Annotated in this window: 12 protein-coding genes, 1 tRNA gene and 2 riboswitches; of the genes, 11 read left to right on the top strand and 2 right to left on the bottom strand. The window is 58.8% G+C overall.

Annotated elements, in window-relative coordinates:
- The first annotated feature begins 54 nt into the window (after positions 1-54).
- Positions 55-1,074 (top strand): NADP-dependent oxidoreductase, encoded by a 1,020-nt coding sequence (locus ACAX43_RS23195; protein ID WP_370710744.1) that lies wholly within the window; start codon positions 55-57, stop codon positions 1,072-1,074.
- Between the two features lie 127 nt (positions 1,075-1,201).
- Here the strand turns inward: ACAX43_RS23195 and ACAX43_RS23190 are convergent.
- A tRNA-Arg gene (locus ACAX43_RS23190) sits at positions 1,202-1,277 on the bottom strand.
- Positions 1,278-1,562: 285 nt separating this feature from the next.
- On the opposite strand from ACAX43_RS23190, the gene ACAX43_RS23185 reads away from it, so the two are divergent.
- Positions 1,563-2,462 carry a cytochrome c5 family protein gene (locus tag ACAX43_RS23185; protein WP_370710743.1) on the top strand — a complete coding sequence of 300 codons (900 nt, stop codon included), beginning with the start codon at positions 1,563-1,565 and terminating at the stop codon, positions 2,460-2,462.
- Positions 2,463-2,676: 214 nt separating this feature from the next.
- Here the strand turns inward: ACAX43_RS23185 and ACAX43_RS23180 are convergent, their stop codons facing one another.
- Entirely contained in the window at positions 2,677-4,776 is a 2,100-nt protein-coding gene (locus ACAX43_RS23180) for a UvrD-helicase domain-containing protein (protein WP_370710742.1), read from the bottom strand.
- 314 nt (positions 4,777-5,090) lie between these two features.
- Between ACAX43_RS23180 and ACAX43_RS23175 the strand changes: the two genes are divergently transcribed.
- From ACAX43_RS23175 to ACAX43_RS23135, 9 genes are all read left to right on the top strand, one after another.
- On the top strand, positions 5,091-6,140 hold the full coding sequence (locus tag ACAX43_RS23175; protein WP_370710741.1) for an oxidoreductase: 1,050 nt from the start codon (positions 5,091-5,093) through the stop codon (positions 6,138-6,140).
- 138 nt (positions 6,141-6,278) lie between these two features.
- Positions 6,279-6,629 (top strand): hypothetical protein, encoded by a 351-nt coding sequence (locus ACAX43_RS23170; protein WP_370710740.1) that lies wholly within the window; start codon positions 6,279-6,281, stop codon positions 6,627-6,629.
- A 142-nt stretch (positions 6,630-6,771) separates the two neighbouring features.
- Positions 6,772-6,873: riboswitch (glycine riboswitch) on the top strand.
- Between the two features lie 32 nt (positions 6,874-6,905).
- Positions 6,906-7,059, top strand: a riboswitch (glycine riboswitch).
- A 79-nt stretch (positions 7,060-7,138) separates the two neighbouring features.
- Entirely contained in the window at positions 7,139-8,257 is a 1,119-nt protein-coding gene (gene gcvT, locus ACAX43_RS23165; protein WP_370710739.1) for a glycine cleavage system aminomethyltransferase GcvT, read from the top strand.
- Positions 8,258-8,320: 63 nt separating this feature from the next.
- Positions 8,321-8,701, top strand: coding sequence for a glycine cleavage system protein GcvH (gcvH, locus tag ACAX43_RS23160; protein ID WP_370710738.1), 381 nt, complete (start codon positions 8,321-8,323; stop codon positions 8,699-8,701).
- Between the two features lie 94 nt (positions 8,702-8,795).
- Positions 8,796-11,732: an aminomethyl-transferring glycine dehydrogenase gene (gene gcvP, locus ACAX43_RS23155; protein WP_370710737.1), complete on the top strand. Its 2,937-nt coding sequence runs from the start codon at positions 8,796-8,798 to the stop codon at positions 11,730-11,732.
- A 128-nt stretch (positions 11,733-11,860) separates the two neighbouring features.
- Positions 11,861-12,991 carry an alginate lyase family protein gene (locus ACAX43_RS23150; RefSeq protein WP_370710736.1) on the top strand — a complete coding sequence of 377 codons (1,131 nt, stop codon included), beginning with the start codon at positions 11,861-11,863 and terminating at the stop codon, positions 12,989-12,991.
- A 28-nt stretch (positions 12,992-13,019) separates the two neighbouring features.
- The gene (locus ACAX43_RS23145; protein ID WP_370710735.1) at positions 13,020-14,408 is read left to right on the top strand and encodes an L-serine ammonia-lyase; all 1,389 of its coding nucleotides are present in this window, start codon (positions 13,020-13,022) and stop codon (positions 14,406-14,408) included.
- Between the two features lie 39 nt (positions 14,409-14,447).
- Positions 14,448-16,163, top strand: a complete 1,716-nt coding sequence (locus tag ACAX43_RS23140; RefSeq protein WP_370710734.1) for a thiamine pyrophosphate-binding protein — start codon at positions 14,448-14,450, stop codon at positions 16,161-16,163.
- Positions 16,164-17,727: 1,564 nt separating this feature from the next.
- Positions 17,728-26,685, top strand: a complete 8,958-nt coding sequence (locus ACAX43_RS23135; RefSeq protein WP_370710897.1) for a cytotoxic necrotizing factor Rho-activating domain-containing protein — start codon at positions 17,728-17,730, stop codon at positions 26,683-26,685.
- Positions 26,686-26,930 lie beyond the last annotated feature (245 nt).

Here is a 26,930-nt window from a genome sequence, read left to right as displayed (position 1 = left end):
CGCTCACTGCGCTGGTAAGATCGCTCACCGTCTACGACAGCAATGAGTCTTCACATGAGTTATCAAAATCGCCAGTGGTTTTACGTCAAGCGCCCCGAAGGACGCGTCGGCGATGAGCATTACGAGTTGCGCGAAAGCGAGCTCGACGCCAATTTGTCGTCGAATGAGGTGTTGATCCGGGCGCGTATCGTCAGCGTCGATCCTTACATTCGTATCCAGCAGCACGAACGCAATACCTACGACGTGCCGCATCCGCTCGGTATCGTGCAGCGGGCGGGCGTGGCCGGTGAAGTGGTGGCGTCGGCGAGTCCGCTTTTCAAGCAAGGCGACTGGGTGTCGGCGTATAGCGGCTGGCAGCTGTATGCCAAGTGTCATCACAGCGAACTGACGCGGCTCGACCCGGACGCCGCGCCGGTTTCGACCGCGCTCGGGGTGCTCGGCATGCCGGGACGCACGGCGTGGTTCGGCTTGATGGAGGCGGGCAAGCCGCGCCCGGGCGACACGCTCGTGGTGTCGGGTGCGGCAGGCGCGGTCGGTTCACTGGTCGCGCAGTTCGGCAAACGTGCAGGGTGCCGCGTCATCGGGATCGCGGGCGGCCCGGACAAGTGCGCGTTTTTGACTGACACGCTCAAGCTCGACGGCGCGGTCGACTACCGGGCGCATCCCACGCTCGAAGGCTTACAGTCAGCGCTGCAGGCGGCGACTGGTGGCGTCGATGTGTATTTCGACAATGTGGGCGGCATGGTCACTGATGCGGTGATTCCGCTCATCAAGCGCCGCGCGCGGATCGTGATCTGCGGAGCGATTGCTCAATACGACGGCGGTCTCGATACGCCGGACCTTGCGCCGCGCTTCCTGCAACACATGTTGTTTCAGCGTGCGACGATCCAGGGGATTCTGGCGCGTGATTTTATGCATCGGATGGACGAGATGCTGCAGACGGTCGCGCCGTGGGTGAAGAGCGGGGAGATCGTTTATCAGGAGACGTATGTCGATGGTTTCGACGCGTTGCCTCAGGCGCTGAATAGTTTGTTCGAGGGGAAGAATCTCGGGAAGCTGCTGGTCAGGGTGTGACAGGGTGACGGCTAGTTGAAACCGGCGGGCGACAGGTGGTCATGATGGCGGCTGTCGTTCGCGGAAGGACTGCGCGAAACAAACCAGGAAGCAGAAGCGGGGAATCGCGTTGGAACTCGACCAGAATTGGTGCGCCCGGCTGGGATCGAACCAGCAACCCCTGCCTTCGGAGGGCAGTACTCTATCCATTGAGCTACGGGCGCTTCAACACGAAAGCGCGGCAACCTGAACAGGAGCGACGCCAAAGCGAGACCGAAAGGATACCCGGTTTCGGCCAAACCGTCCACCGGACGGCCTGCATGACGGGACTCGGCGCTTTCCGGGCGATGCCGGAAGCGCCCCGCGATGCGGGTAAACGCCTCCTGAACACGTCGCCGAGCCCCTCGCCGCCGTCGAAACCTTGCGTCTATAATCATCCGTGCCTGAATCAAGAACAAGAAGTTGCCGTCACGCTGTACCGCTCACATACCCACGGAGACGAGACAAGCATGAGCGAAGCACCACACGGAGCACCGATCAAAACCCCCGGGCAGCTCATTGCCGCGATCATTGCCAGTTTTGCGGTACCGATCGTCATCATCGTTCTGCTAGTAATCTACGTCGATAATTCGACGCGCACTGGCGCCGGCACAGATAGTCTCTCCGAAGCCGAAGTCAACGCGCGCATCAAGCCATTCGCTCAAGTCGACATTCGCGATGCCAATGCACCGCGCGTCTACAAGACTGGCGAAGAGGTCTACAAGGCCGTTTGCTCCGCGTGTCACGCGGCGGGTGCGGCAGGTGCGCCGAAATTCACCAATACCGCCGACTGGGCACCGCGCATCGCCCAAGGTTTCGACACGCTGTGGCACACGGCGCTCGCCGGCAAGGGCGCGATGCCCCCGCGCGGCGGCACCAGCCCCGACGACTACAGCGACTTCGAAATCGCCCGCGCGGTGGTTTACATGGCGAACAATTCCGGCGCGAGCTTCCCGGAACCCGCGCAACCGGCAGCGGGCGCTGCGGCGGCCGCCTCGGGCGCACCCGCAGCGGCGCCAGCGGGTGCGTCGGACGCGGGAGCCGCGCAAGCTGCAGCCGCAATGGCGGCCATGGCGAGCGTGCCGCAGGCCGCCGCGCCGGCAGCCGGTGGAACGCAAACCGCGGACGCCTCGCAAGCCGGCAAGGCGCTGTATCAGCAAGTTTGCCAGGCGTGTCACGCGGCCGGCGTGCTGAACGCACCGAAGTTCGGCGATAAGGAAGCCTGGGCGCCGCGCCTGAAAGACCCGATCGACACGGTCTACAACTACGCGCTGCATGGCAAGGGCGCCATGCCGCCCAAAGGTGGCTCGACCGCCTCCGATGCGGATGTGAAGGCCGCCGTCGATTACATGGTCAGCGCAGTGAAATAAGCCGCTTCCGGCGGTTGAAGTAGAACGAAAAAATCCCTGCACCGTGGCAACACGAGCAGGGATTTTTTTCATGCGTGATGCGTTTTTATGCGCTGCTGATTTAGGTGCCGGCTGATGCAGTTGCGGGACGGCTGAACGCTTCGACAAATGCCAACGCCGAAGTGCTCCGAGCAAGCGACGTAAAACGCGCATGCGCTCACGTTCGCTCCAACCTTCAAGGCTTCTGCAACAGCGCCTTCAAACTCGCGAGCCGGTCTTTCGGCGACATCGGCGCTTCTTCGGGCGTCGGCGGCGGAGCGTCGTCGAGCAGCATCTCCGGGATGAAGCGCGACGGCTCGCACACCACCGTTTCGCGCGCCCGCTTGCGCTTCTTGCACCAGTTCAGATGCAGGCTGCGCTGCGCCCGCGTGATCGCGACGTACATCAGACGGCGTTCTTCCTCGATGCGCGCGTCGTCGATCGGCTCGTCGTCGGGGCCGCCGCGGTGCGGCATGATGCCTTCTTCGACGCCCACCAGAAACACGTGCGGATACTCCAGCCCCTTCGAGCCGTGCACCGTCGAAAGCCGCACCGCATCCGGATCTTCTTCGCGGCCTTCGAGCATCGACATCAGCGCGACGGTCTGGATCAGGCCGAGCAGATTCTTGCCGGTGTCGCCAAAGCCGGCGGCGGTGTCGTAGCCGGTTGCTTCGCCCTTCCCGGAACCCGCCGACCCCTCGGGCTCAGCCTTGGTGCCTTTGCGCTTCAACCATTCCGTGAACTCCAGCACGTTCTGCCACTTCGACTGCGCCTGACGTTCGTCGAATGCGTCGTACAGATAGGATTCGTAGTGGATCGCGTCCATCAGTTCGTCGAGCAGCGTGCCGGCGGCATCTTTCTCGGCGCGATCGGTGAGGCGTTGCATGAAGTCGCAGAACACGCGCATCGGTTCAATCTGACGCGGCGACAAGCGCGCCTCGATGCCGCCCATGTAAACCGCTTCGAACAGCGACACTTTCGCCTGGCCCGCGAACGAGCCGAGCGCTTCGAGCGTCGTATTGCCGACGCCGCGGCGCGGTGTGGTGATCGCGCGGATGAACGCGGGGTCGTCGTTGGCGTTGGCGATCAGGCGCAGATACGCGCAGATATCCTTGATCTCGGCTTTGTCGAAGAACGATTGCCCGCCGGACAGCACGTACGGAATCCGCTCACGCCGCAGCACCTGTTCGAAGATGCGCGCCTGGAAATTGCCGCGATACAGGATCGCGTAGTCGCGGAACTTCGCGCGCCGCTCGAACTTGTGCGCCGACAGGCGAAACACGACGGATTCGGCTTCGTGTTCTTCGTCGTTGCAAGGCGTGACGGTGATCGTGTCGCCCATGCCGTGTTCGGACCAGAGCTTCTTTTCGAACAGCTTCGGGTTGTTCGCGATCACGTTGTTCGCGGCGGTGAGAATGCGCACCGTCGAGCGGTAGTTCTGCTCGAGCTTCACCAGATGCAGCTTCGGGAAATCCTTGCCGAGCTGCGCGAGATTTTCCAAAGTCGCGCCGCGCCAGCCGTAGATGGCCTGATCGTCGTCGCCCACCGCGGTGAACGCGGCGCGCGGACCGGCGAGTTGCTTCAGCAACTCATACTGGCAGGCGTTGGTGTCCTGATACTCGTCGATCAGCAGATAGCGCAGCTTGTTTTGCCAGCGGTCGCGCACCTGCTCGTTCTTCGCGAAGAGCTCGGCCGGCAGACGGATCAGGTCGTCGAAATCGACCGCCTGATACGCATGCAACGTCGCCACATAATTGCGGTAGACGATCGCGGCCTGATGCTCGTCCTCATTCGCGGCGATCGCGATCGCTTCTTCCGGCATGATCAGGCCGTTTTTCCACAGCGAGATGATCGACTGGATCTTGCGGATAAGGCCCTTGTCCGTCGAGCCGACCTGCTCCTGGATCATACCGAAGCAGTCGTCCGAATCCATGATCGAGAACTGCGGCTTCAGGCCGACGTGTTCCGCTTCCTGCCGCAGAATCTGCACGCCGAGCGAGTGGAAGGTGCAGACCGTCAACTGATTGACGGGCACTTTGCGGCCTTCCTTGCCGGGCGTGGTGAGCGTCTTGCCTTCGAGCAGCTTGCCGACGCGCTCGCGCATTTCCGCCGCGGCCTTGTTCGTGAACGTGACGGCAGCAATGTGGCGCGGCTCGAAGCCTTTGGCTTCGATCAGGTGCGCGATTTTCTGCGTGATCACGCGCGTCTTGCCGCTGCCTGCGCCGGCGAGCACGAGACACGGGCCGTCAAGATAACGGACCGCTTCATTTTGAGCGGGGTTCAGGCCTGCGGACATCGTCTGTGGATGGGTAATGCGGTTGAGGGCGCTTGGGTGCGGAGTCGCGAGACCGAAGGCCCGGGGGCATGCTGCGCGGTGCCAGCGGCTGAAACAGGCGCCCCACGTGCTGCGAGGGTGTTCCGGCCCGCTGCGTTCCCGCGCGAGAGGAGCGATGTTAACACGGATGACTGCAACGGATGACCGCGACGGATGACTGCGACCGACGCCCACGACGAGGCCGACAGTCCGCCTTCGGGACATGCCACAATTACGCTGTTGCGCGCCATCGCCGCGGTGGCAAAGCGGCGCGCCGTTTTTGCAGGAAGACACGCATGTCCGCATCGCTGAAGATTGGATTGATGGGTTACGGTTTTGCTGGCGCGACCTTTCATGCGCCGGTGATCGAGCATTGCGGGCGGGCGGGCGTCGCGGCCATCGCGACCGGTCAGCCCGAGCGCGCGCTGGCCGATTACCCGCACGCGAAGGTAGTGGCCGATCTCGACGCGTTGCTCGCGCTCGAAGAAGTCGAGTGCGTCGTGATCGCGACGCCCAATGACACGCACTTCGACCTGGCGCGCCGCACGCTGGAAGCGGGCAAGCATGTGGTGGTCGACAAACCGGTCACGCTGACTGCCGCCGATGCTCACACGCTTGCCAACATCGCACTGGCCCGCAGCAAGCTGTTCGTGCCTTTCCACAACCGCCGCTGGGACGGTGATTTCCTCACCGTGCGGGATCTGCTCGCCAGCGGAGAGTTGGGGCGCATCACGCAATACGAATCGCATTTCGACCGTTTCCGGCCCGAGGTTCGGCAGCGGTGGCGCGAGGAGGCTTCGCGCGGCGGCGGCTTGCTGTTTGATCTTGGCCCGCATTTGATCGACCAGGCGCTGGCATTGTTCGGCGCCCCGGCGACAGTTTCCGCGACGGTGCGAACGCATCGCGATCAGGCCAGCGCGCCGGACTACGTGCATATTCAATTGGGGTACGGAGAGTTCGAGGTGGTGTTGCACGCGAGCGCGTTGACTGCGCTGGTCGCGCCGAGGTTCGCGATTCACGGCACGCGCGGGAGCTATGTGAAATATGGGCTCGATACGCAGGAAGATCAGTTGAAGGCTGGACTGCGGCCTGGCGATGAAGGCTTTGGCGCCGGCAACGCGGCGGGGGTGCTGCGCGTTCAGGAAGGCGACCAGGACGTCGAGCGGGAACTGCCTACCCGTCATGGGGAATATGTTGGCTTTTATATTGCCTTGGCCGATGCCATTCAAAACGGCGTGAAATTTCCGGTCAGCGCTCAGGATGCGGTCGACGTGATGACGGTTATCGAGCTTGCGGCCCGAAGCTCGGAGGAAGGCGTTCGCTTGCCGTTCGAACGCATTCGCTGAGCTTTCAAGCAAATTCCTGACAACTCCGAAAGGAACATAACGTTACAAATAACGCCGCCTCCCCGGTCAGCGCGAAGCCGCAGTAATCCGTTGCTACCCCAGCAGCACCACAAAACGACAATGACTTCCGGAGAGTCCATGCCCCGTATCGTCCGCGCGCTAGTCGCATGCGCTCTGCTCACCTCACTGGCCGCCTGCGTGGTGGCGCCCCAACCCGCGCCGGCGCCGCGCCCTAACCCGCAGCAAATCGCGGATCAGCGGCTCCATCAGGTCGACGGCCGTATCGACAACCTGCGCCGCCGCATCGACGCCCGCGTCAGCCAGGGCTACTATCCGCCCCCGCAAGGCGGCGCCCTGCATCATCGGCTCGACGTGATCCGTCAGGAAGCCCACGACATGGCCGCGCAACACGGCGGCGGCCTGTCCGGCGACGAACAGCGCGTGCTGAACCAGGAACTGGACAACGCCGCTCACGCCATCGGCGAATAATCGCGACGTAAAGGCACCTGAAGCAGACCGAGCGCGGGCATCACGTCCCGCGTTTTTTTTGACCTGCGCGAAGCCGCCGCACCAACGGCCACGCCCCTTGCGGGCCTTTATTTGACAAGCCCCCGGCCCTCGCGTACATTCGCCGCACGCGTCGGGAGAGCGTGCTGGCCGCAGAAAACCGCAGGCCGCGCCGCCGAAGGGGCACACCCGCAAACTCTCAGGCAAAAGGACCGACCGCGTCGAAAAACCCGCGTCAAGGCAACATCAGGCCCAGGTTTTTCGCACTCTGGAGAGCGGCAGTAGCCGTCTGCGTCGTCTACATCGAGCAGATTTGGCAGGCTGCCCACCGAAGGGGCGCGCGTCTCACCGTGACGAAGCAACGTCCTCACGGCGGCGCAATCTCTCAGGTATCGAGGACAGAGGGGTCATGCAACGCACCGCTCGCAGGCATCAGCCGCGAGGCTTGGCGCCGCATGGCCTTTTTTGTTTCTCGAGATGCCCGAGGCCCCATGACCGAACTCAAACACACCCCGCTCAACGCCACCCATCGTGCACATAACGCCCGCATGGTCGATTTCGGCGGCTGGGACATGCCCGTCAACTACGGCTCGCAGATCGACGAACACCGCGCCGTGCGCACCGACGCCGGCATGTTCGACGTCTCGCACATGTGCGTCGTCGATTTCACCGGCGAGCGCGTGCGCGCTTTCTTCGAATATGCGCTGGCCAACAACGTCGCCAAGCTGCAAACGCCCGGCCGCGCGCTCTATTCCTGTCTGCTGAATCCGAACGGCGGCGTGATCGACGATCTGATCGTCTATTACTTCGGCGAAGATCATTTCCGCGTGGTCGTCAACGCCGGCACCGCCGACAAAGACATCGCCTGGTTCGGCCAGCTCAACGCCGAAGGCAGTTTCGGACTGACTATCACGCCGCGCCGCGATTACGCGATCGTCGCCGTGCAAGGCCCGAATGCACGCGAAAAAGTCTGGCAAACCGTGCCGTCCGCACGTGCCGCCACTGAAACTTTGAAACCCTTCAACGCGGCGCGCGTCGCCGAGACGCCGTTCGGTGAATTGACCGTCGCCCGCACTGGCTACACCGGCGAAGACGGCTTCGAAATCATCGTCCCGGCGGATCACGTCGAAGCGCTGTGGAACGCGCTGCAAGCGCAAGGCGTGCGCCCCGCGGGTCTCGGCGCGCGCGACACGCTACGCCTCGAAGCCGGCATGAATCTGTACGGCCAGGATATGGACGACAACGTCTCGCCTTTGGACGCCGGCCTCGCATGGACCGTCGACCTGACCTCGCCGCGCGACTTCGTCGGCAAGGGCAAACTTGAAGCCGACGGCTCGCAGGCCGCTTTCGTCGGCCTGATCCTGTTGAAGGAAAACGGCAAGGCGGCAGGCGTGCTGCGTGCTCATCAGAAAGTCGTCACGCCGCAGGGCGAAGGCGAAATCACCAGCGGCACTTTTTCCCCGACGATGCAGGAATCGATCGCCTTCGCGCGGGTGCCGAAAGGCGTGCAGCCGGGCGATACCGTTCACGTCCAGATTCGTGACAAAAACGTCCCCGCAAGCGTGGTAAAACTGCCGTTCGTGCGCAACGGCAAAGTGCTCGCGGTTTAAGCAGCCGGCGCGTGCGTCACCACTTTTAAATCATTACCGAATCACACCGCATAGGAGCATCCGATGAGCATCCCGGCCGATCTGAAATATACCGAATCGCACGAATGGGTCCGCACTGAAGCGGACGGCACGCTGACGGTCGGCATCACCGACCACGCGCAGGAAGCGCTCGGCGATATCGTCTTCTTCGAAGTCCAGGAACTGGGCAAGACCGTCACGGCAGGCGACACCGTCGCCGTGATCGAGTCGGTAAAAGCCGCCTCCGATATCTACGCGCCGGTTTCGGGCGAAATCATCGAAGCGAACCCGGCCGTCGCCGACACACCGGATGGCGTCAACACCGCGCCGTACGACAGCTGGCTCTTCAAGATCAAGCCGGCCGCGGACGCATCGCTGGACCGCCTGATGGACGCCGACGCGTATACGAAGTCGATCGGCGCCTGATTCATCGCAAGTTTCACCATTACGTTTAAACCCGACAGGTGCGGCGCGTCCGCTTCAATTGTCGAAACGACGCCCGCACCGGCAGGAACACCTCATGAAGCTCGAACACCCGGATCGTCTGATGAACCGCACTCCTCTCTCGCTCGCCGCGCTCGAAGTGCATGACGCCTTCGCCGAACGGCACATCGGCCCGGATTCGGCCGACCAGCATGCGATGCTCGAAGCCCTTGGCTTTGCCTCGCGCGCCGCGCTGATCGACGCCGTCATTCCGAAGACGATCCGCCGCACCGAGCCGCTGCCGCTCGGGCCCTTCAAGCAACCGAAAAGCGAAGCCGAAGCGCTCGCCGCGCTGCGTGAGCTGGCGGACAAGAACCAGGTGTTCCGCTCGTACATCGGGCAAGGCTATTACAACGCGCACACCCCCACGGTGATCCTGCGTAACGTGCTGGAAAATCCGGCGTGGTACACCGCGTACACGCCGTATCAGCCGGAAATCTCGCAAGGCCGTCTGGAAGCCCTGCTGAACTTCCAGCAGATGATCGTCGACCTGACGGGTCTGGCGATCTCGAACGCGTCGCTGCTCGACGAAGCCACGGCCGCTGCGGAAGCGATGACGCTGCTGCAACGCATCGGCAAGCCGAAGTCGAACGTGTTCTTTGTGGCCGACGACGTGCTGCCGCAAACCATCGAAGTGGTGAAGACGCGCGCCATGCCGGTCGGCATCGAAGTGAAAGTGGGCCCGGCGGCGGAAGCCCCGAACGCGAATGCGTTCGGCGTGCTGCTGCAATACCCGGGCGTGAACGGCGATGTGCGCGACTACCGCGCGCTGGCCGACGCCATCCACGCCGCGGGCGGCCATGTGGTGGTCGCCGCCGACCTGCTCGCGCTGACCGTCCTCACGCCGCCGGGCGAATGGGGCGCGGACGTGGCCGTCGGAAACACGCAGCGTTTCGGCGTGCCGGTTGGCTTCGGCGGTCCGCATGCGGCTTACCTCGCCGTGCGCGACGAATTCAAGCGCCAGATGCCGGGCCGTCTGGTCGGCGTGACCGTCGATGCGCAAGGCAATCCCGCGCTGCGCCTCGCGCTGCAAACGCGGGAACAACATATCCGCCGCGAGAAGGCGACCTCGAACGTGTGTACCGCGCAAGCGCTGCTCGCGATCATGGCCAGCATGTACGCGGTATATCACGGCCCGCACGGGCTGAAGACGATCGCGCTGCGCGTGAACCGTATCGCTGCGTTGCTGGCGGAAGGCGCGAAGCAACTCGGCTACACACTCGTCAACGAAACGTTCTTCGATACGCTGACGTTCGAAAGCGGTGTACGCACGCAAGCGCTGCACGACGCCGCGAAAGCGAAGCGCATCAACCTGCGCCGTGTAAGCGACACGCAAGTCGGTCTGTCGATCGATGAAACCACCTCGCGTCGCGATCTGGCCGATCTGCTCGCCGTGTTCGCAGAAGCCGCAGGTGCGAAGGACGTGCCGCAGGTCGATGCGCTCGATTCGGCCATCGCCGCTTCGAACACCGCATCAGTGCCGCCCGCACTGGAACGCACCAGCGCATATCTCACGCACCACGTCTTCAACCGCCACCATTCCGAAACGGAAATGCTGCGCTATCTGCGCAGCCTGTCGGACAAGGACCTCGCACTCGACCGCTCGATGATCCCGCTCGGCTCGTGCACGATGAAGCTGAACGCAACGTCGGAAATGCTGCCGGTCACGTGGCCCGAATTCGGCCAGATCCATCCGTTCGCACCGGCGGAGCAAACCGTCGGCTACCGCGAAATGATCGATCAGCTCGAAGAGATGCTGGTTGCGGCCACGGGTTATGCGGCGGTGTCGCTGCAACCGAACGCCGGCTCGCAGGGCGAATACGCCGGCCTGCTGATCATCCACGCCTACCACGCGTCGCGCGGCGAAGCGCATCGCGACGTCTGCCTGATTCCCGCATCGGCGCACGGCACGAACCCGGCGTCGGCGCAAATGGCCGGCATGCAGGTCGTCGTGGTGGCATGCGACGCGCAAGGCAACGTCGATACCGAAGACCTGAAGAAGAAAGCCGATCAGCACGCCGACAAGCTCGCGGCGATCATGATCACGTATCCGTCGACGCACGGCGTGTTCGAGGCGAACGTGCGCGAGATCTGCGAGATCGTGCATGCGCACGGCGGCCAGGTCTATGTGGACGGCGCAAACATGAACGCAATGGTCGGCCTGTGCGCGCCGGGTCAGTTCGGCGGCGACGTCTCGCACCTGAACCTGCACAAGACGTTCTGCATTCCGCACGGCGGCGGCGGACCGGGCGTCGGCCCGGTCGCGGTCGGCGCGCATCTCGCGCAGTTTCTGCCGAATCAGACCTCGTCGGGCTATGAGCGCGCGCCGAATGGTATCGGCGCAGTGTCGGGCGCACCGTACGGCTCCGCTTCGATCCTGCCGATCTCGTGGATGTACATCGCGATGATGGGCGCGAAGAACCTCACGGCCGCTACCGAAACCGCGATCCTCAACGCGAACTACGTCGCGAAGAAGCTGGCGCCGCATTATCCGGTGCTGTATTCGGGCCCGGGTGGACTGGTGGCGCACGAGTGCATTCTCGATCTGCGTCCGATCAAGGACACCAGCGGCATCACCGTCGACGACGTCGCCAAGCGCCTCGCCGACTACGGCTTCCACGCGCCGACCATGAGCTTCCCGGTGCCGGGCACGCTGATGGTCGAGCCGACCGAATCGGAATCGAAGGAAGAACTCGACCGCTTCATCGAAGCAATGATCGCGATCCGCGAGGAAATCCGCGCCGTCGAAGAAGGCCGCTCGGACCGCGAGGACAATCCGCTGAAGCACGCGCCGCACACGGCAGCGGTGGTCATCGCGAACGACTGGAAGCATGCGTATGCGCGCGAAACCGCCGCGTATCCGCTGCCCACCCTGATCGCGAAGAAGTACTGGCCGCCGGTTGGCCGTGCGGACAACGTGTACGGCGACCGCAATCTGTTCTGCTCCTGCGTGCCGATCGCCGACTACGAGTAAGCGCGGCCGCGACCGCGCGTCGCCTGACCGTTGTAAGCAGGCGTTGCGCGGTTCTGTCCGCGGTTCTGTCGCTTGTGTCCGCAACCGGCTAACATCACACACCGAATCAGCCTAACGAGGAGTTTCGCATGGCGCGAAAGGTGCGATTGATGCAAAGCCGGACCGAAGCACGGCAGGCCCAGACGTGGCAGCAGGCGTGCACGCTATTGCTGGCCGGCGCAGCCGTGCTGCTGCCGCTGAGGCAGGCGCAAGCCGCGATGAATTTTTGCGCGGCGCCCGCGCTGCAAACCAGCGAACGCACGAACGCCGATCCCGGCGTCAAGGCGCTGGTCAGCAACGTGCTGGCGCATCTGAACGACCAGCCGCATGCGCTGGCGAAACTGCATACCGAAGGTACGCTGCCGCACGAGGGCATCTACGATCAAAGTGTGGAGGCTGAGAAAGATCTCGATCTGCTGCGCAATGCCGCGCTCGCATGGCGTGCGACCAGCGACGAGCGTTATCTGAAGTTGGTCGACCGCTTTCTGTATGCGTGGGTCACGACCTATCAGCCCAGCTTCAATCCGATCGACGAAACGCGTTTCGAAGGCCTGATTCTCGCCTACGACATGACCGCGAGCGCGTTGCCCGTGAAGACGCGCAACGCATCAATGGCGTTTCTGACGAAGCTCGCGAACGGTTACATCGCACAGATCGACGCACAGCCGCGCCCCCTCAAGGGCACGTTTAAGAACAACTGGCAGAGCCACCGGATCAAGTTGATCTCGATGGCCGCATTCACGCTCGACAACCGCAAAATGGTCAACGCGGCGCAACGTCTGTTCGACGAGCATATTGCCGACAATATCGCGCCGGACGGCTCGACGTTCGACTTCGGTGAGCGAGATGCGCTGCATTACGTCACCTACGATCTGCAGCCGCTCGTGACCGCCGCGGTCGCCGCGCGCCGCCACAATCGCAACTGGCTGCCGGAAAAGGGCGCGAACGGCGCGTCGCTGGAGGCCGCGCTCAACTGGCTGGCGCCCTATGCGGCCGGCAGCAAGACGCATGAAGAATTCGTGCATTCGAACGTCCCGTTCGATGCCAAACGTCGCGAGGCCGGTTTGTCCGGCTATTCGGGCCAATGGGATCCGAAGAACGCGACGGAACTGTTTCACCTGGCGGCGCGTCTCGACGGACGCTATACGCCGATCGCGCTGCAGCTTGCACCGACGCCGCCCGCGTGGCTCGCCGTGTGTTTGCCGCTGCCGGCGCGCTAAACTAACTTTTATCAGCAGGGAGCAGTAAATGGCAGTCAGCGTGTTCGACCTCTTCAAAATCGGCATTGGTCCGTCCAGTTCGCATACGGTCGGGCCGATGCGCGCGGCGCTGATGTTCGCGCACGGGCTCGAACGCGACGGGCTGCTTGATGCGACGGCATCGGTGAAGGTGGAGCTGTATGGCTCGCTCGGTGCGACCGGTAAGGGTCACGGCACCGATCGCGGCGTGATGCTCGGCTTGATGGGCGACGCGCCTGACACGGTCGATCCCGATACGATCGCGCAGCGTCTGGAAGCGGTGAAAGTGTCGCGCAAGCTCGCCTTGCTCGGCACGCACGACGTGCCGTTCGTCCAGAAAGAGCACATTTCGTTTTATCGCCAGGCGCTGGCTGAACATCCGAATGGTTTGAAGCTGCGCGCTTTCGATGCGCAAGGCGGGACGCTGCGCGAGTCGACCTATCTGTCGGTTGGCGGCGGCTTTGTGGTGACGGCCGGCGCGGCGAACACCAAGGTACTGAGCGCCGTCGATCAATTGCCGCATTCGTTCCGCAGCGGCAACGAGCTGCTCGCGCTGTGTGAATCGACCGGCAAAAGCATCGCGCAACTAATGTGGGAAAACGAGCGTGTCTGGCATACGGAAGAGGAGACGCGCGCGGGTTTGCTAAAGATCTGGGACGTGATGCAGTCGTGCGTGTCGCGCGGTTGCGGCATCAACAATCCGGATGCGGACGGAAATTTGCCTGGCCCGTTCCAGGTGAAGCGCCGCGCGCCGCAGTTGTATCGCGCGTTATCGGGTAACCCTGAGTTGGCGCTGCGCGATCCGCTGTCGATGATCGACTGGATCAACCTGTACGCAATCGCCGTCAACGAAGAAAACGCTGCGGGCGGGCGCGTGGTCACCGCGCCGACCAACGGCGCGGCTGGCATCATCCCGGCGGTACTGCATTACTACACGCGTTTCATGCCGGGCTCCAACCAGCAGGGCGTGATGGACTTCCTGATGACGGCGGCAGCGATCGGCATTCTGTACAAGCTGAACGCATCGATTTCGGGTGCGGAAGTGGGCTGCCAGGGCGAAGTGGGCGTGGCTTGTTCGATGGCCGCGGGTGCGCTGGCTGCGGTGATGGGCGGCACGCCGAAGCAGGTCGAGAACGCGGCGGAAATCGGCATGGAGCACAACTTGGGGCTCACGTGCGACCCGGTCGGCGGGATGGTGCAGATTCCGTGTATCGAGCGGAATGCGATGGGCTCGGTGAAAGCCGTCAATGCCGCGCGAATGGCGTTACGCGGGGACGGCACGCACTACGTGTCGCTGGACTCCGTGATCAAGACGATGATGCAGACCGGCGCGGATATGAAGACGAAGTACAAGGAAACGTCGCGCGGGGGGTTGGCGGTGAATATTGTGGAGTGTTGAACCCTCGCACCCAACGCACTGTCTGGAGGCTTTATCGCAATGCCGCTCGCTTCTGAATCTTCTCCCACCGCCCGCACAACCGGCGCGCGTCTAGTAGTCGATGCCTTGGTGACACACGGTGTCGAACGTGTTTTCTGCGTCCCCGGCGAGAGCTTTCTCGCCGTGCTCGATTCGCTACACGACGAAACCGACCGCATCCAGACCATCGTCTGCCGGCATGAAGCGGCCGCGGCGAACATGGCCGAAGCAGTCGGCAAATTGACCGGACGTCCGGGCGTCGCCATCGTCACGCGCGGACCGGGTGCGACGCATGCATCGATCGGCGTGCACACTGCGTTTCAGGACTCCACGCCGATGATCCTGCTGATCGGTCAATGCGCACGCGAGCATCTCGACCGCGAGGCCTTCCAGGAAATCGACTACCGGCGCATGTTCGGTCAGATGACGAAATGGGTCGCGCAAATCGACGATCCGAAGCGCATTCCCGAGTATCTGAGCCATGCATTTCACACGGCGACGTCGGGCCGTCCGGGGCCAGTCGTGTTGTCGTTGCCGGAAGATGTGTTGAGCGATGCATGCGAAGTGGTCACCGGCGCGCCGAGATATAAGCGTGTGGCGGCGTCGCCGTCCGCGGCTCAGATCGAAGCGCTACGTCAGTTGCTGGAAGGCGCGCAACGGCCGATGGTGATCGCCGGCGGCAGCGGCTGGACGCCCGACGCATGCGCCGACCTGCAACGCTTCGTCGAGCATTGGCAATTGCCGATCGGCCTCGCTTTCCGCTTCCAGGACACGCTCGATAACGAGCATCCGAACTATGCCGGCGACGTCGGCCTCGGCATCAATCCGGCGCTGGCTCAACGCATCCGCGAGGCGGACTTGCTGCTCACGTTGGGCCCACGGCTAGGCGAAGCGACGACCAACGGCTACACGTTGCTCGATATCCCGAAGACGAAGCAAACGCTCGTGCATGTGCATCAAGGCGCGGAAGAGCTCGGGCGCGTCTATGCCGCGGATCTGCCAATCGTCTCTGGGATGCCGGAGCTAACAGCGTTGCTTGCCGCATTAAAGCCGTCTTCCAACAAACCGGCATGGGCCGGCGCGGCACAAGACGCGCATCAAGCGTATCTCGACTGGCGCAAGCCGCGTCAGATTCCCGGCGACGTGCAAATGGGCGAAGTGATTCAGCAGTTGCGCGCGCATCTGCCGGAAGACGCGATCCTCACGAACGGCGCGGGCAATTACGCAACGTGGTTGCATCGGCATTTCTCGTATCGCCACTACCGCTCGCAACTCGCGCCAACCAGCGGCGCAATGGGTTACGGCGTGCCGGCGGCGATCGCCGCGAAGTCGATGTATCCGCATCGCGCTGTCGTCGCGCTCGCGGGCGATGGCTGTTTCATGATGTCCGCGCAAGAACTCGCGACGGCGATGCAGTACGACCTGCATGTGATTTTCATTGTCGTGAACAACAGCCACTTCGGCACGATCCGGATGCATCAGGAGCGGCATTATCCGAATCGCGTACACGGCACGGGTCTCACCAATCCGGACTTCGCGGCGTTTGCGCGCTCGTTCGGCGCGCATGGTGAAACAGTGGAGCGCACCGAAGATTTCCTGCCTGCATTGCAGCGTTCGATGGAGGCCAAGCGCGCGGCGGTGATCGAGATCAGGATGCCGCAGGAAGCGAGCACGCCGGGTGCCACGTTGGAACAGATTCGGGAGCAGGGAAGGAAGCTGCGGGCAACCGGAGGTTAGCGGCGGTCCGTTTCGCAGTCACTCGAGGGCAACGGCGTCGCTGTCCAGCGTGACGAAGTGTATTGGCGAGGTTGCATTGGGAGAGGGGTCGGCACTGCGCGCGATGTCGCATCCCTTCCCTGCGGCGGCCACTGAACGTCTCATGACGGAATTGTCATGCAGCCATCACGTTGATGGCCATCTTCACTGGCTATATTGAAATTCATATCCGCTAATTCTCGACGATGTCGAGGGTTTAGCGCGACCCATGCGAAGCACCGGCAGGTGCGTCTTCGCCAACGTGCGGTTAGCCGGCGTGCGCCGGCAGTCGCTCGTGCAGATGTTCCAGATAAAACCCCGTCCCTTGCGACAGGCGTCGCCGTGTAGTGATGACCTGCCGGAAACGGCGCGCGCCACGAGCGGGTCCCGCACGGCTCTACCCAAAGTCAACTGTCCGATTCCGAGGTGGCTTATGCGCAGCTACGCAGAGAACGATTCCACGACCAGAACGAAGCCACGCCGACACGACGATGCTGTCGGGCAACCCGATGTTGCGCAATCGAGGTGGACAGACCAGGTGGAACGCATCGGCTGCAATGGCGAGTGGAATTTTGAGCTGGCGGATTCCATGCCCTTTCTGGTTTCTGAACTTCCCTGCTGGAAGGAGGGCGGCCTCGCGCTTCACGTCTGGAACGGTCCAACCCATGCGTCTTTTGGTGCATCAGCGCACAGCGTTGGCGATGTGTATATCGAGGTGGCGGGGGAGCACTACTGGGCGCTGATAGATGGCGAAAGAGTCTGGATTCGGCCTGATGGCAACTGCTTCTTCAACGCCATCTGGAAGGCGCTGCAAGCGTCCGGGAATGCGGATGCGATCAAGCGGATTTTCCGGGGACGCGTGCCTGTAAATGAACAGGAGGCGTCCGATTATTTCCGTCGCGAGATACGGGACTACGCGCTCGGTCATCCGGAGCTCGAGGCGATTTTGCTGGGGGACGATGACAGTCCGGTCGTTCAATGGAGTCAGCCACAAAGCCGCTGCGAGGCGCGCAAGACACCCGGCGAGCGCAAGCGGGAATCCCGGAGCGCGCGAGTTGTCGCGATTGGAAACGACATTGGCGCAACACCTGAACATGTCGGAGCGCGCCCGGGATTACGTGGCGAGGTCGACGAAACGGACGCGGATGAGTTCCTTGATGCATCGGCTACCGCCGACTGGCTGGCGCAACCCGGGGAGCAGCGAGAAAAGCCTGCGGTTGAACCACAACAAGCCGGCTCCAATGAAGCGTCCTGCCCGCAGAAGCGAGTTTCAGGCACCGACCAGGAGACACCTGAAAACGGCCTCTTCCGTACCGCTGCCGATATCGCAAAGCGGGCGGGTGAGCAGATAGGCCGCCCCGCAGCCGTGGCGAGCCGTGTCTACAGGGAACGGCAGGAGATCTTTCGCGCTCTGGGTGCCGATGACGTATTGAAGGCGTTGTCGCCGGTTCTCATCCCCGATGGTTTCGAGGACGCTGCCTGCGATGCCGACTGGCTGCCTCAAACCGCACAGGATGCGGGGCTGGCCGAATCGGACCGGGATGAAATGGCGTCATTGCTTCGCACGCCGACAAAAGTCAAATGGAGTACGCCGCTCGTTGAATACCGTCCCATTCCCCATGCCCGCCACACCGAATTTCAGCGGGTGCTTTTTTCAGCAGGGTCCCAGATCTGCGGGTGGCTCGCCTACAGCGAATTATTGACGTTTGGATATTGGGCATTGGCGAAAGTCTCGCCCATGGCGAGTGTCGTCGCCGCTGCGGGCACAACGGTGTACAACCTGGTGAGCGCCTTGAAGCAGCGCGATGTGCTGGGTGGACTCATCCAGGTGCTACTGGCGCTTCCCTATCAGCTACTGTCCCCGCAATCGCTTCTATTTGCCATCGCCGAAGAGACGAAACGGTATATCGACGAGGTGCTGGACGGGGTAATTCCCGAATGCCTGACGAGCCAGCGGGAAAATATTTACATGGGTGTCGGGCTTGTCGCACTCTTTTCGTACTACGGATATTTTGTCAAGCGGCAGGCAGTCAACCCACTTGTGTCCGGCGTTCTCGGGCAAAGAGCTTACCCACCAAACGGATTCCTCCCTGGAAACGATATGCAGCCTCCCGGAACCCCGCTTGGCCAGACCATGGCGGGAATGATCGGCAAACTGCAACGGGCGGTACAGGGATATGCGGTTTTGCAAACGATCGTGAATGCGGCGTCAGGCACCCGGGAGCATGACATTCATGCCGGGCAGGAGGACCTGCAGGCCGAGCGGATGGTGCTGAGTCCGGAGGAAAAGGCCATCCAGAAACGGGAGAAGCGCGCACGATTCGACGAAGCGCGATCTGCCCGGATTCGTTCAAAGGCCACGAGGCCGGTGATTGGCGAACTCGGTCTGGAAACGCCGGCTTCCTTGACGACGGCGGCCGGTGCCATGGGCCGGCACGGCGAGGCGGATGGTTTCCTTGTCGGGCACCCGAGTGAAGACGGGGCCTATTCGAGGCTGATAAACACTACTTCGAACGCCACGCCGATCACGACTGGTACCGGCGTGACTGCGCATGCAATTCCTGGGACGAATGCATCCGCAACGGCGGTTGCGGAGCACCCGATATGGTCAGGCCGTGCAGAAACGGCGGCCTCGACCACGGTGTCGCCGCAGTCAATTCAAGCCGAACAAACAAATGCCACGATTGAGGCACCCCAGCTGGATGTGGTGGGCAACGCTGCTCCAGAGGCCAGCGCGCGATCGCCCGGGGCAAAGAGCGGCGGATACGTTTCAGTCCCGATGGCAGCGGCCACGGCCACGGCCACGGCCGCTACGGTCGTCGGCCACGCGGCGTTCAGTACGGCCGGCGGGGAGGCCGTGGCGCTTACCGTGGAGAACACTGCATTGCTTGTTGATGGAGAAGCGGGTGCGCTGGCCGCAACAGCGGGCGTCCAATCGCTGGTCAGGAAGAGCCCGCTCGTGGGTGGCGTGGTCGGGGGCGTCAGCGCGTTAGGCGCAGGAGCATACGGTCTATATCGGCTGGTGACCTGGCTGCAGCAAGCGGACGGCGAAGTCCTTGCTCATGAGGAGAATTCAACATCCGTGGTGTCGGAAGGCGTTGATGCAACGACAGTTAGTGAGAACGGCAGCACTGCGATGCATGGCAAGAGCGATGGGTTGAGCAGCTCGACGCTGGTGAGTACGCAGGAGGAGGCTGGTTCCGGGACAGCCGCAAACCTGGCGGCCGCAACGGAGTCCGGTCCACCGACAGAACACATGCATCCTCGGACCACTGCGATGGAGCGGCAGACGGATAGCACTCGCCCACAGAGTGAAGCCGCGACGGCGGTCATTTCAGAATCGGCCGTGACGCTCGGATCAACCCAGTCGGCTGCTGCGTCAAGCGAGGCCACCAGCCAGCCTTGGCCATCCGGCATCGAGCTAGATGAAATGGTGGACGACTTCATCATTACCATAACCAAAGAAGACATTGAATTTCTGTCGACCGACGAGTTAGCCATTCCACGAGTTGGCTTTATGACTCCGGATCTGATCGATCTCGTTTTATACCGATCGGATCAGGAGAGTGTGAACGTCTCTTCAAATCGACTCCGCAGATCGGCCGACGCAGAAGGCCCGCGCTCGGTCGATACGCCTGCAACCAACGAGTTGAATTCATGGATATGGAACAACTGGCAGGCACGCGATGCTTTTATTCCCACGTCAGACGATCCCATGCAGCCAACCGCAAAGGGAATTTATAGGTCAAAAAACGGACAGAAATACCTGTTCATCGGTGGTGCTTATTGGAAATTCACCGATAAGAGTTTAAATTTTGGCGAACTGGAAAATGAAGCGAAAAAAAGTAAGTTAACGCTATATCGGGAAATGCCAAATTTCGTCTGGGGATTCACCCGGCAGGACAGAAATAAATTAAAACTTGGGCCAATCCCCGACATCGATATACCGAAGCCGGTTGCAGTTTCCGAAGATCTATCCTCCTGGGTAGCGGCGCGATGGGGAGAACGCGGTGCGGACGTGCGGGGCGGTGGGGTGCGCATTTCCGACGGTCTTTACGAAGCCAAAGATAGAAGTTTGTTTTTGAAGGTGAACGGCGGTTTGTGGAAATTCCAATTTCTGGCCGACCGAAGCCGCGCGGAGTTGTCCAACCAGCAGAACAATGAAATTGTCTCTCTTCAATTCGACGGAAAAACCTGGAATAGATATGTTGTCCCCGGTAGTGATATTCCTGCTACGGACGCGAGCCGGCCCGAAAGCAGGCATATTATCGAAAATTTATTCAGCTATGATTTTTACAGTAATGAAGTAAAAATCCAGCTTAAAGAAATCGTGAGGGCGGTTTTAGGTGGAAAAAAGGAAATAAAATATTCCGATCTTATTGATGAGGTGAAGGACCAGTGTGATGCGTGGTTTGCGAAAGAGTATTTGAACGAAAAATCGCCGGTGATCGCTGAAATAATGCTGGCGCGAGACGAAATGGAAACTCGGGAGGCGCATCTCCGGTTTTCGGGAAGAAGTGATGCTTCAGATAATCTCAAATCCCTGTGGGATTATTACAACCTTGAAGTTGTAGTTCCCCTCCTCGATGAATATGGCCGATCCTTGTCATTGCAAGCGGTTGATAGTGCCCTGTTCATGGATGCCTTGACGACAACAAATGAAACAAGTCGATTCGCGATTTATCGTGGAAAGTTGAAATCAGAAATTGACGGACTGGCTGCTGATACGGAAAAATTAAAAAATAAAAATGACGAAATAGTTGCGTCCCTAAGTAATATCAAAAATAAATTAAAATCCTTGCGCGACGAATTTGATTTCCTAAATAAATCCTGCGAAGATGCATATCGCGGACATGAGCGTTATTATTGCTGGGAAAATATTTTAAAAATAAAAAATGAAAAAATCAACAAATCCAATGAATTCATGGCTGCCAGATCTACTTTGGCTGAAAACAAAAAACAAATAAATTTGAATTCAAAAGAATCGATCAGGCTAGAAATTAATTTAGCTTCTTACAATGACAATGTAAATCAGGAAGAGAGCCGGATCAACAGTTATCGCGAGGCGATAGATAAAATCCGCAAAACAGTAAATAAGAATCTGGGCGAAGCTCTTCTTTCCGAAGGTATCTTATCTTGCGCTCAAAAAAGCAGGGTCGCATATTATCGTGCCTTTTTCAGTCTCATCAAGTCACAGATGAACATAAAAGGAGAAGTGCGAAACGGCTACACTATGGATCAAATGGCGGCACTGGAAAATGCGGATGTCGCCAAGAAGTATGTGTATGATTATTCACTTCTGCTTCAAAAATATTTTGATTTATTGATCAAACTGCCAATTTCTGAAATTCAAAAAACTACTTTTCATGATGATTACCGCGATATTTATTCCGCTCAAATAGAGGCCGCAAGATTTCACCAGAAAAGCCTTGACCCGTCATCGAAAAACGGGACCCAGGAATTATTGCTGGACACATATTATAAATTATCGATTTCTGGCGAGGAGACGGAGGGGATTTTACTTCTCACGGCGGCAACCATCTACGAGGTCATGAAATACCCTCATGCGAAGTTCGATTGCTTAACGGCTTCTCCTGAGCGTATCGTCGAAAAGTTTCTATCAGATAAAAAAGCCAAAGCGCCGTTGGCTAACGTGGAAAATAAACCGGCGGGATATGTTTCGCTTCAGGACATGAAGGATAGCAATCAATTTGTGACGCAGCTGGAATTCACAAATCAATTCGCCGACTATAGAGACAGATTCAGCAAGTACGAGGCAAATTTAATATCAATTCAGCTCGTTATTTCATCCGTGCTGAGTCCGTTGCAGATCTATACAGGGTTTAAAAATTTTTACCGGTTTAATCTTCTTGATCGTTATGAAGGTACCGCTTTCGCGGGCGGAGTTGCATTCGTCGAGCTGTATGATGGTGATTGGTTAATGTTTTCGTGCCTTCCAAATCTGGTGCGTTCAAAATACTATTCGCGCCAGGACATGTCCAATAATAAATATTTAAGCTCCTGGATAAGAAATCCATTTGGAAAATTTCCCCGAGGTGACAGAAGGCCGCACGTTAATCCGAAGGGCGGATCGGGATATCGTGATTTCAACCCTCGCGAATGGGAAGATTTGAAAAAGTATTTCATCATTCCTTTTCTGGGAGGCAAATCGACATATGCCGGTTGGCGGCCATTGCTACTTGTTGCGGACGATACGGGACGATATTGTACATCTGAAGGCTTTCTGCTTGACGAGGCGCAGATTTTTATGCGGGAATGCTTGAAAGAGATGGCGATTGGTCAAAAAAATAATTTGTATTATCCATCCTTCTGGCAAAGCCTTGCGACAGCTTTCGTACCGTTTTACGGCGAAATTTATCTATGGCAGACCGACAGGGAATATGTGCCGGACCCCAAGCAGATCTTATTCGATACCGTCACTGTTTTTTTCACGGCAGCGTCAATGGGAGTCTCGCTTGCCAATTTGAGTCAGGATATCTTAAAGAAGGTTGTCAGGCTGGTCTGGGAAGCTCGAAAGACGGGCCTCACTGGCGAGCGTCTGTTTAGTGCAGTTCTGGCGAAGCTACCAGGCGTGGGACTGAGTGCTGCTGCGGGGACCCTCAAAATTAATATTATAGGGTTGTATGATTTGCTTGAGCCTGTTCCCCTAAAAACGGGTCTCAACCTTGTTTATAAAGGACTACGACAATCGGCCAAATTGCCTGATCTCGGCAATTTGGCGAAAGTAGCGCCGCCACGTCCAAAAGGTAATAGCGCTGCGTCGGGGAAAATACCTGTGACCTCCCCAGGAGATCGTGCTGCTATGGGGAAAATTGATGAAAGCTGGCGGAAAATGGATATTTCCCTGGATGGAATGATCAAGGGCGATGGCCCCTTCAGCAAGGGCGTCTACAGAAATCCCGTCGCAGGCACCTCCGCCGATACGGACTGGTTTGATTATTATATCAAGGAAGGTTCCGACCTCTTTCAGGTCAGATGGGATGACTATGCGCGTACCTGGCGTGTAATGAATCCCGCGCACCCAGAAAAATTCAACTATGCAGTTCCCATCAAATTAAATGAGCGCGGCCGATGGGTAACGCATAATGACATTCCAGGAAGGGCGGGGAATCCAATGGATCAATTTGGCGGAGTAGCCAAATCATTCAATCTTGCGGAAAACCAGATTGAGCCGGTTGGTAATCTGTTGGCTCAGGCACGCCATAAGTCTCTGGATATAATCGATAATTTCAGAAATGCCATTGGCAATGGAGAGAATAAAGAGGAGATTAATAACCTGATGGATATTTTTGTGGGCGCCCATGATGACGCATTAAAGAAAGATCTGCTTTCCTTGCTTGAAACCCAGAAAAAATTTCTGAAAAATGTTGAAATCCGTAGGAGCATTGTGTATTGCGATGGGTACTCCCGTAAAGATATCGCTAATCTTTTTGAGGCTGGATTCAATTCTGACGCGGTGCCTCGCCCCGTGATCACGGTTTACGTGGACGCTATTGTTGACGCTGGTGCTGAGAATTTTAAGAATAAAAACGAGCTCGTGATTTTCACGGCGGCAATGATGCTCCGGGAAAGTCGCCGCGTGACCGGTATTGAAGAGGTTGGCGAGCAATATGGAAAAATCTCTGATGGCTCAATTGACGTTTCGGATGTTGTGAGACCAGTTCTGGGCGGCAAAGCGAAATTTACAGGCGCTGACAATATTTCCTGTCTTTTGACGCAGGTTTTTTATATTAAAAAACACCCCGATCTTTATAAAGAATTTATAAAAAGTTACAGCACGTGGAAGACAAGTCCGCATGATTCGTTGTTGTGGAATTTTCCCCGGCACGGCACGGAAAAGCCCTTCCCACTAGTTGGAACCGATAAGGGAGCCATCCGGCATGGCGTCACACGACCGCTAATTGGAAAAGGGGCTTTGTTCGGTAAATCGACCAGCAATCCAGGTGTTGAATTTGATTTCGTGAGAAGTGATGCGGTGGTTGATACCGCAGATCTCCCGCCGCAGAAATTTTCAATGTCGGAAATTGTTAAGGAAAATGGCCGGTTGCGGGGTTTTGTTGATATTTCAACGGGGGATCAAGTAAGCTCTGTGTCAAAAAATGGCCCGATTTTGGGTTCGTGGGGAGTGGATAGCTCGTTAGACAGTAATGTAATAATAATCGACATTTCAAACGGACAGTCCGGTACGATTGGAATAAGCATTCCGCTTGACGAGTTGCAGGAAGGCAAGCCGATTATTATATCGGCGGGCGAACTGAGCGGTTGTTCCATGATCTATGCGGTGGACCGGAATAAATTTTATGCATATCATGCGGGTCAGAAATCAGGGGACTCTGGTTGGTTGACAAGTCGGGAGGGGGCGGCAAGTATCTATAGGGCTCATCTTTCGTTCACGGGGCGAGCTGTATCTGATTTGAAAATCGAGAATAATAGACTGGTCGACGGAAGTGGAACCGCTGTGTCGGGTAATGATGCGTTAGTGCAAATATTCTCAACTTACGCCAGAAGTACTATAAATTATTTCGGAAAATTGATGCCTGATGGGGGACGGACGCAGCCGACAGAAAGACGAGGCAGCGTAAATCAATTTGATTATAATGGATTTTATGATTCAGATAATCCTCGGATAGGTCTTGCGTATGCGCTGCTTGTTAGAGACCAGGGTAAGGTGAGAGTCGCCAGTTACTCTGAAGACATGTCGATTGAAGTGCGCGAAGGAACGACGAAATACCTAACTCTGGCGAATTCGGAACATGTTATTAAAGATTTCGATGAAGATTTTGAAGGGAGAAAATTTGAGCGGGTCAGACTGGTTGACGAGTCTTCGGTTTACCGGGGGCCTGACGTGGAGGAAAAAAAATCTGTTCTTGATGTCGTATTTTCGCAAGATGAGGAAATGAAGACATATGTTAAAAATCCTTATGGAAATTGCCGGAATGCGATAAAAAGATTGCGATTTCTTTTTGATGGTGGTGAGAATAGTGGAATTGCGCAGGGGATGCTGGGTGGCAGCCTATCAGCGGCCGCGGCCAGGAAGGTGGAAGGTCTTAAAAATCTTGTTCAAGAACGCGACTTTTCCACCGGTGTAAGGGCCATCAACGTTTGGGAGAATGGCAAGCAGTCGACCCTCAACGAGGTTCACCTCGCATTCTTGCTGAAGTTCGGCAAGGTGCAATTTATTCTGGATACTACGGCCGCCGAACTTATTCAGAATATCGCTGTGCCTCTGATGAAGCTTGAGGAGGACTGGGTAAAAGACTATCAGCGGGCGTTTTCAAATACGACTGCAACCTTGAAATACAAGGACTTTCCCTCGTATGAGGATGCCGTGGATTTCAGTCCTGCATACCCCGTCGAGGCACGGACTTTCGTCGAGGGGGCCTATTTGCTCCGGGAATCCGACTGGTATCGTCAAGACGTCCCTACCCGGGCCAAGGTGATGCCCGCTGTGCCAGACACTGTCCAGCCGCGTGCGTTCACGCCTGCGGCGCCCCCGGGTCGGGCCAACGCTACCTCGTCGTCCGCGCCGCCAACTACCGCGCCCGCGCAAAGTGGTGACGTGTCCCCGGCACTCGCCAGCGGGCTGGTCCACTTCTTCTCATTCGACAATGGTCTTTCGGATGCGATCGCGCCGAATATATCGCTGCGTCCATTTGATGGTGCGTCGACGACCACCGAGACATCCATCACCGACAGTTTCGGCGGCAAGGCCATGCAGGTATCGTCGCTGAATATCGCAACAGGTGCGCTGAACGGCATGAAGCTCGCCGACGACGTCAGCACCCGCCCGCAATTCTCGATCGGTTTCTGGTTCAACTCGAACGGCGCGCAGAACCTTTCACCGGTGCTTGGCAACAAGGACTGGTACGTGGGCCGAAACCGGGGATTTATGATATCGCAGGATCGCAATGGCACGTTCAAGTTCGACATTGGCGACGGCAGCAATCGGGTGGACAAATGGATCGAATTCTCGAATAGCGGGTGGGTTTATGTGGCGATGACCTTCGATACAGCCGCGCGCATGGCTACGGCGTATGTTCGCGATCATGTCCGCGGCTTGCAGAGCGCGGAATTGAGTCTCGCCGGCATCGACGGGGAAATGATCCGCGGCATCCACTCGACCATTGGCTTTAACGAAGACGCGCGCGGCGACTACTACTCGCGAGGCAACGGTATGCCCGGCACGATGAGTTTCAACGACGTAGCCATGTGGAACAGGGCGCTGACAGAACAGGAGGTGCGGTCGGTGTCCGAGTCGAAGCAATCACTTTCGGCATTACGGCCCCGTGCGGACGAAGGGACGATACCCAATATGCAGCAGCGACATCACACTGTGGCGTGGGGTGAAACGCTGTGGGGAATCGCTGAAAAGTACTACGGGAACGGTCGTCAGTGGCGGGTGATTTACGAGGCCAACCGGGCAATCGTGACGAATCCGTCCACGATCTTTTCAGGTCAGGTCTTGAAGATTCCGGAGCTATAGCGGAGACCCAGGCATTACAGTGGTCGGTGGAGTTGGATAGCAGACGGCTCCTACTCCACCGGCGGATTCCCCGTCGCCTGGAACAACGCCGCCGTGTCTGTCCGCCGCGCACTGGTATAGCGATCTCATTGCGCCGTCGCGACGCCGGTGCGTGCACCGATCTCGCGTCGGTTCAGAGATCGCTTTTGGGCTGTACGCGATATCGCCGTCTCATGACGGAATTGTCATGCAGCCATCATTTTGAT

This window comes from Paraburkholderia sp. IW21, assembly GCF_041321145.1.
Taxonomy (GTDB): domain Bacteria; phylum Pseudomonadota; class Gammaproteobacteria; order Burkholderiales; family Burkholderiaceae; genus Paraburkholderia.
This window is presented reverse-complemented; position numbering and strand designations above follow the sequence as displayed.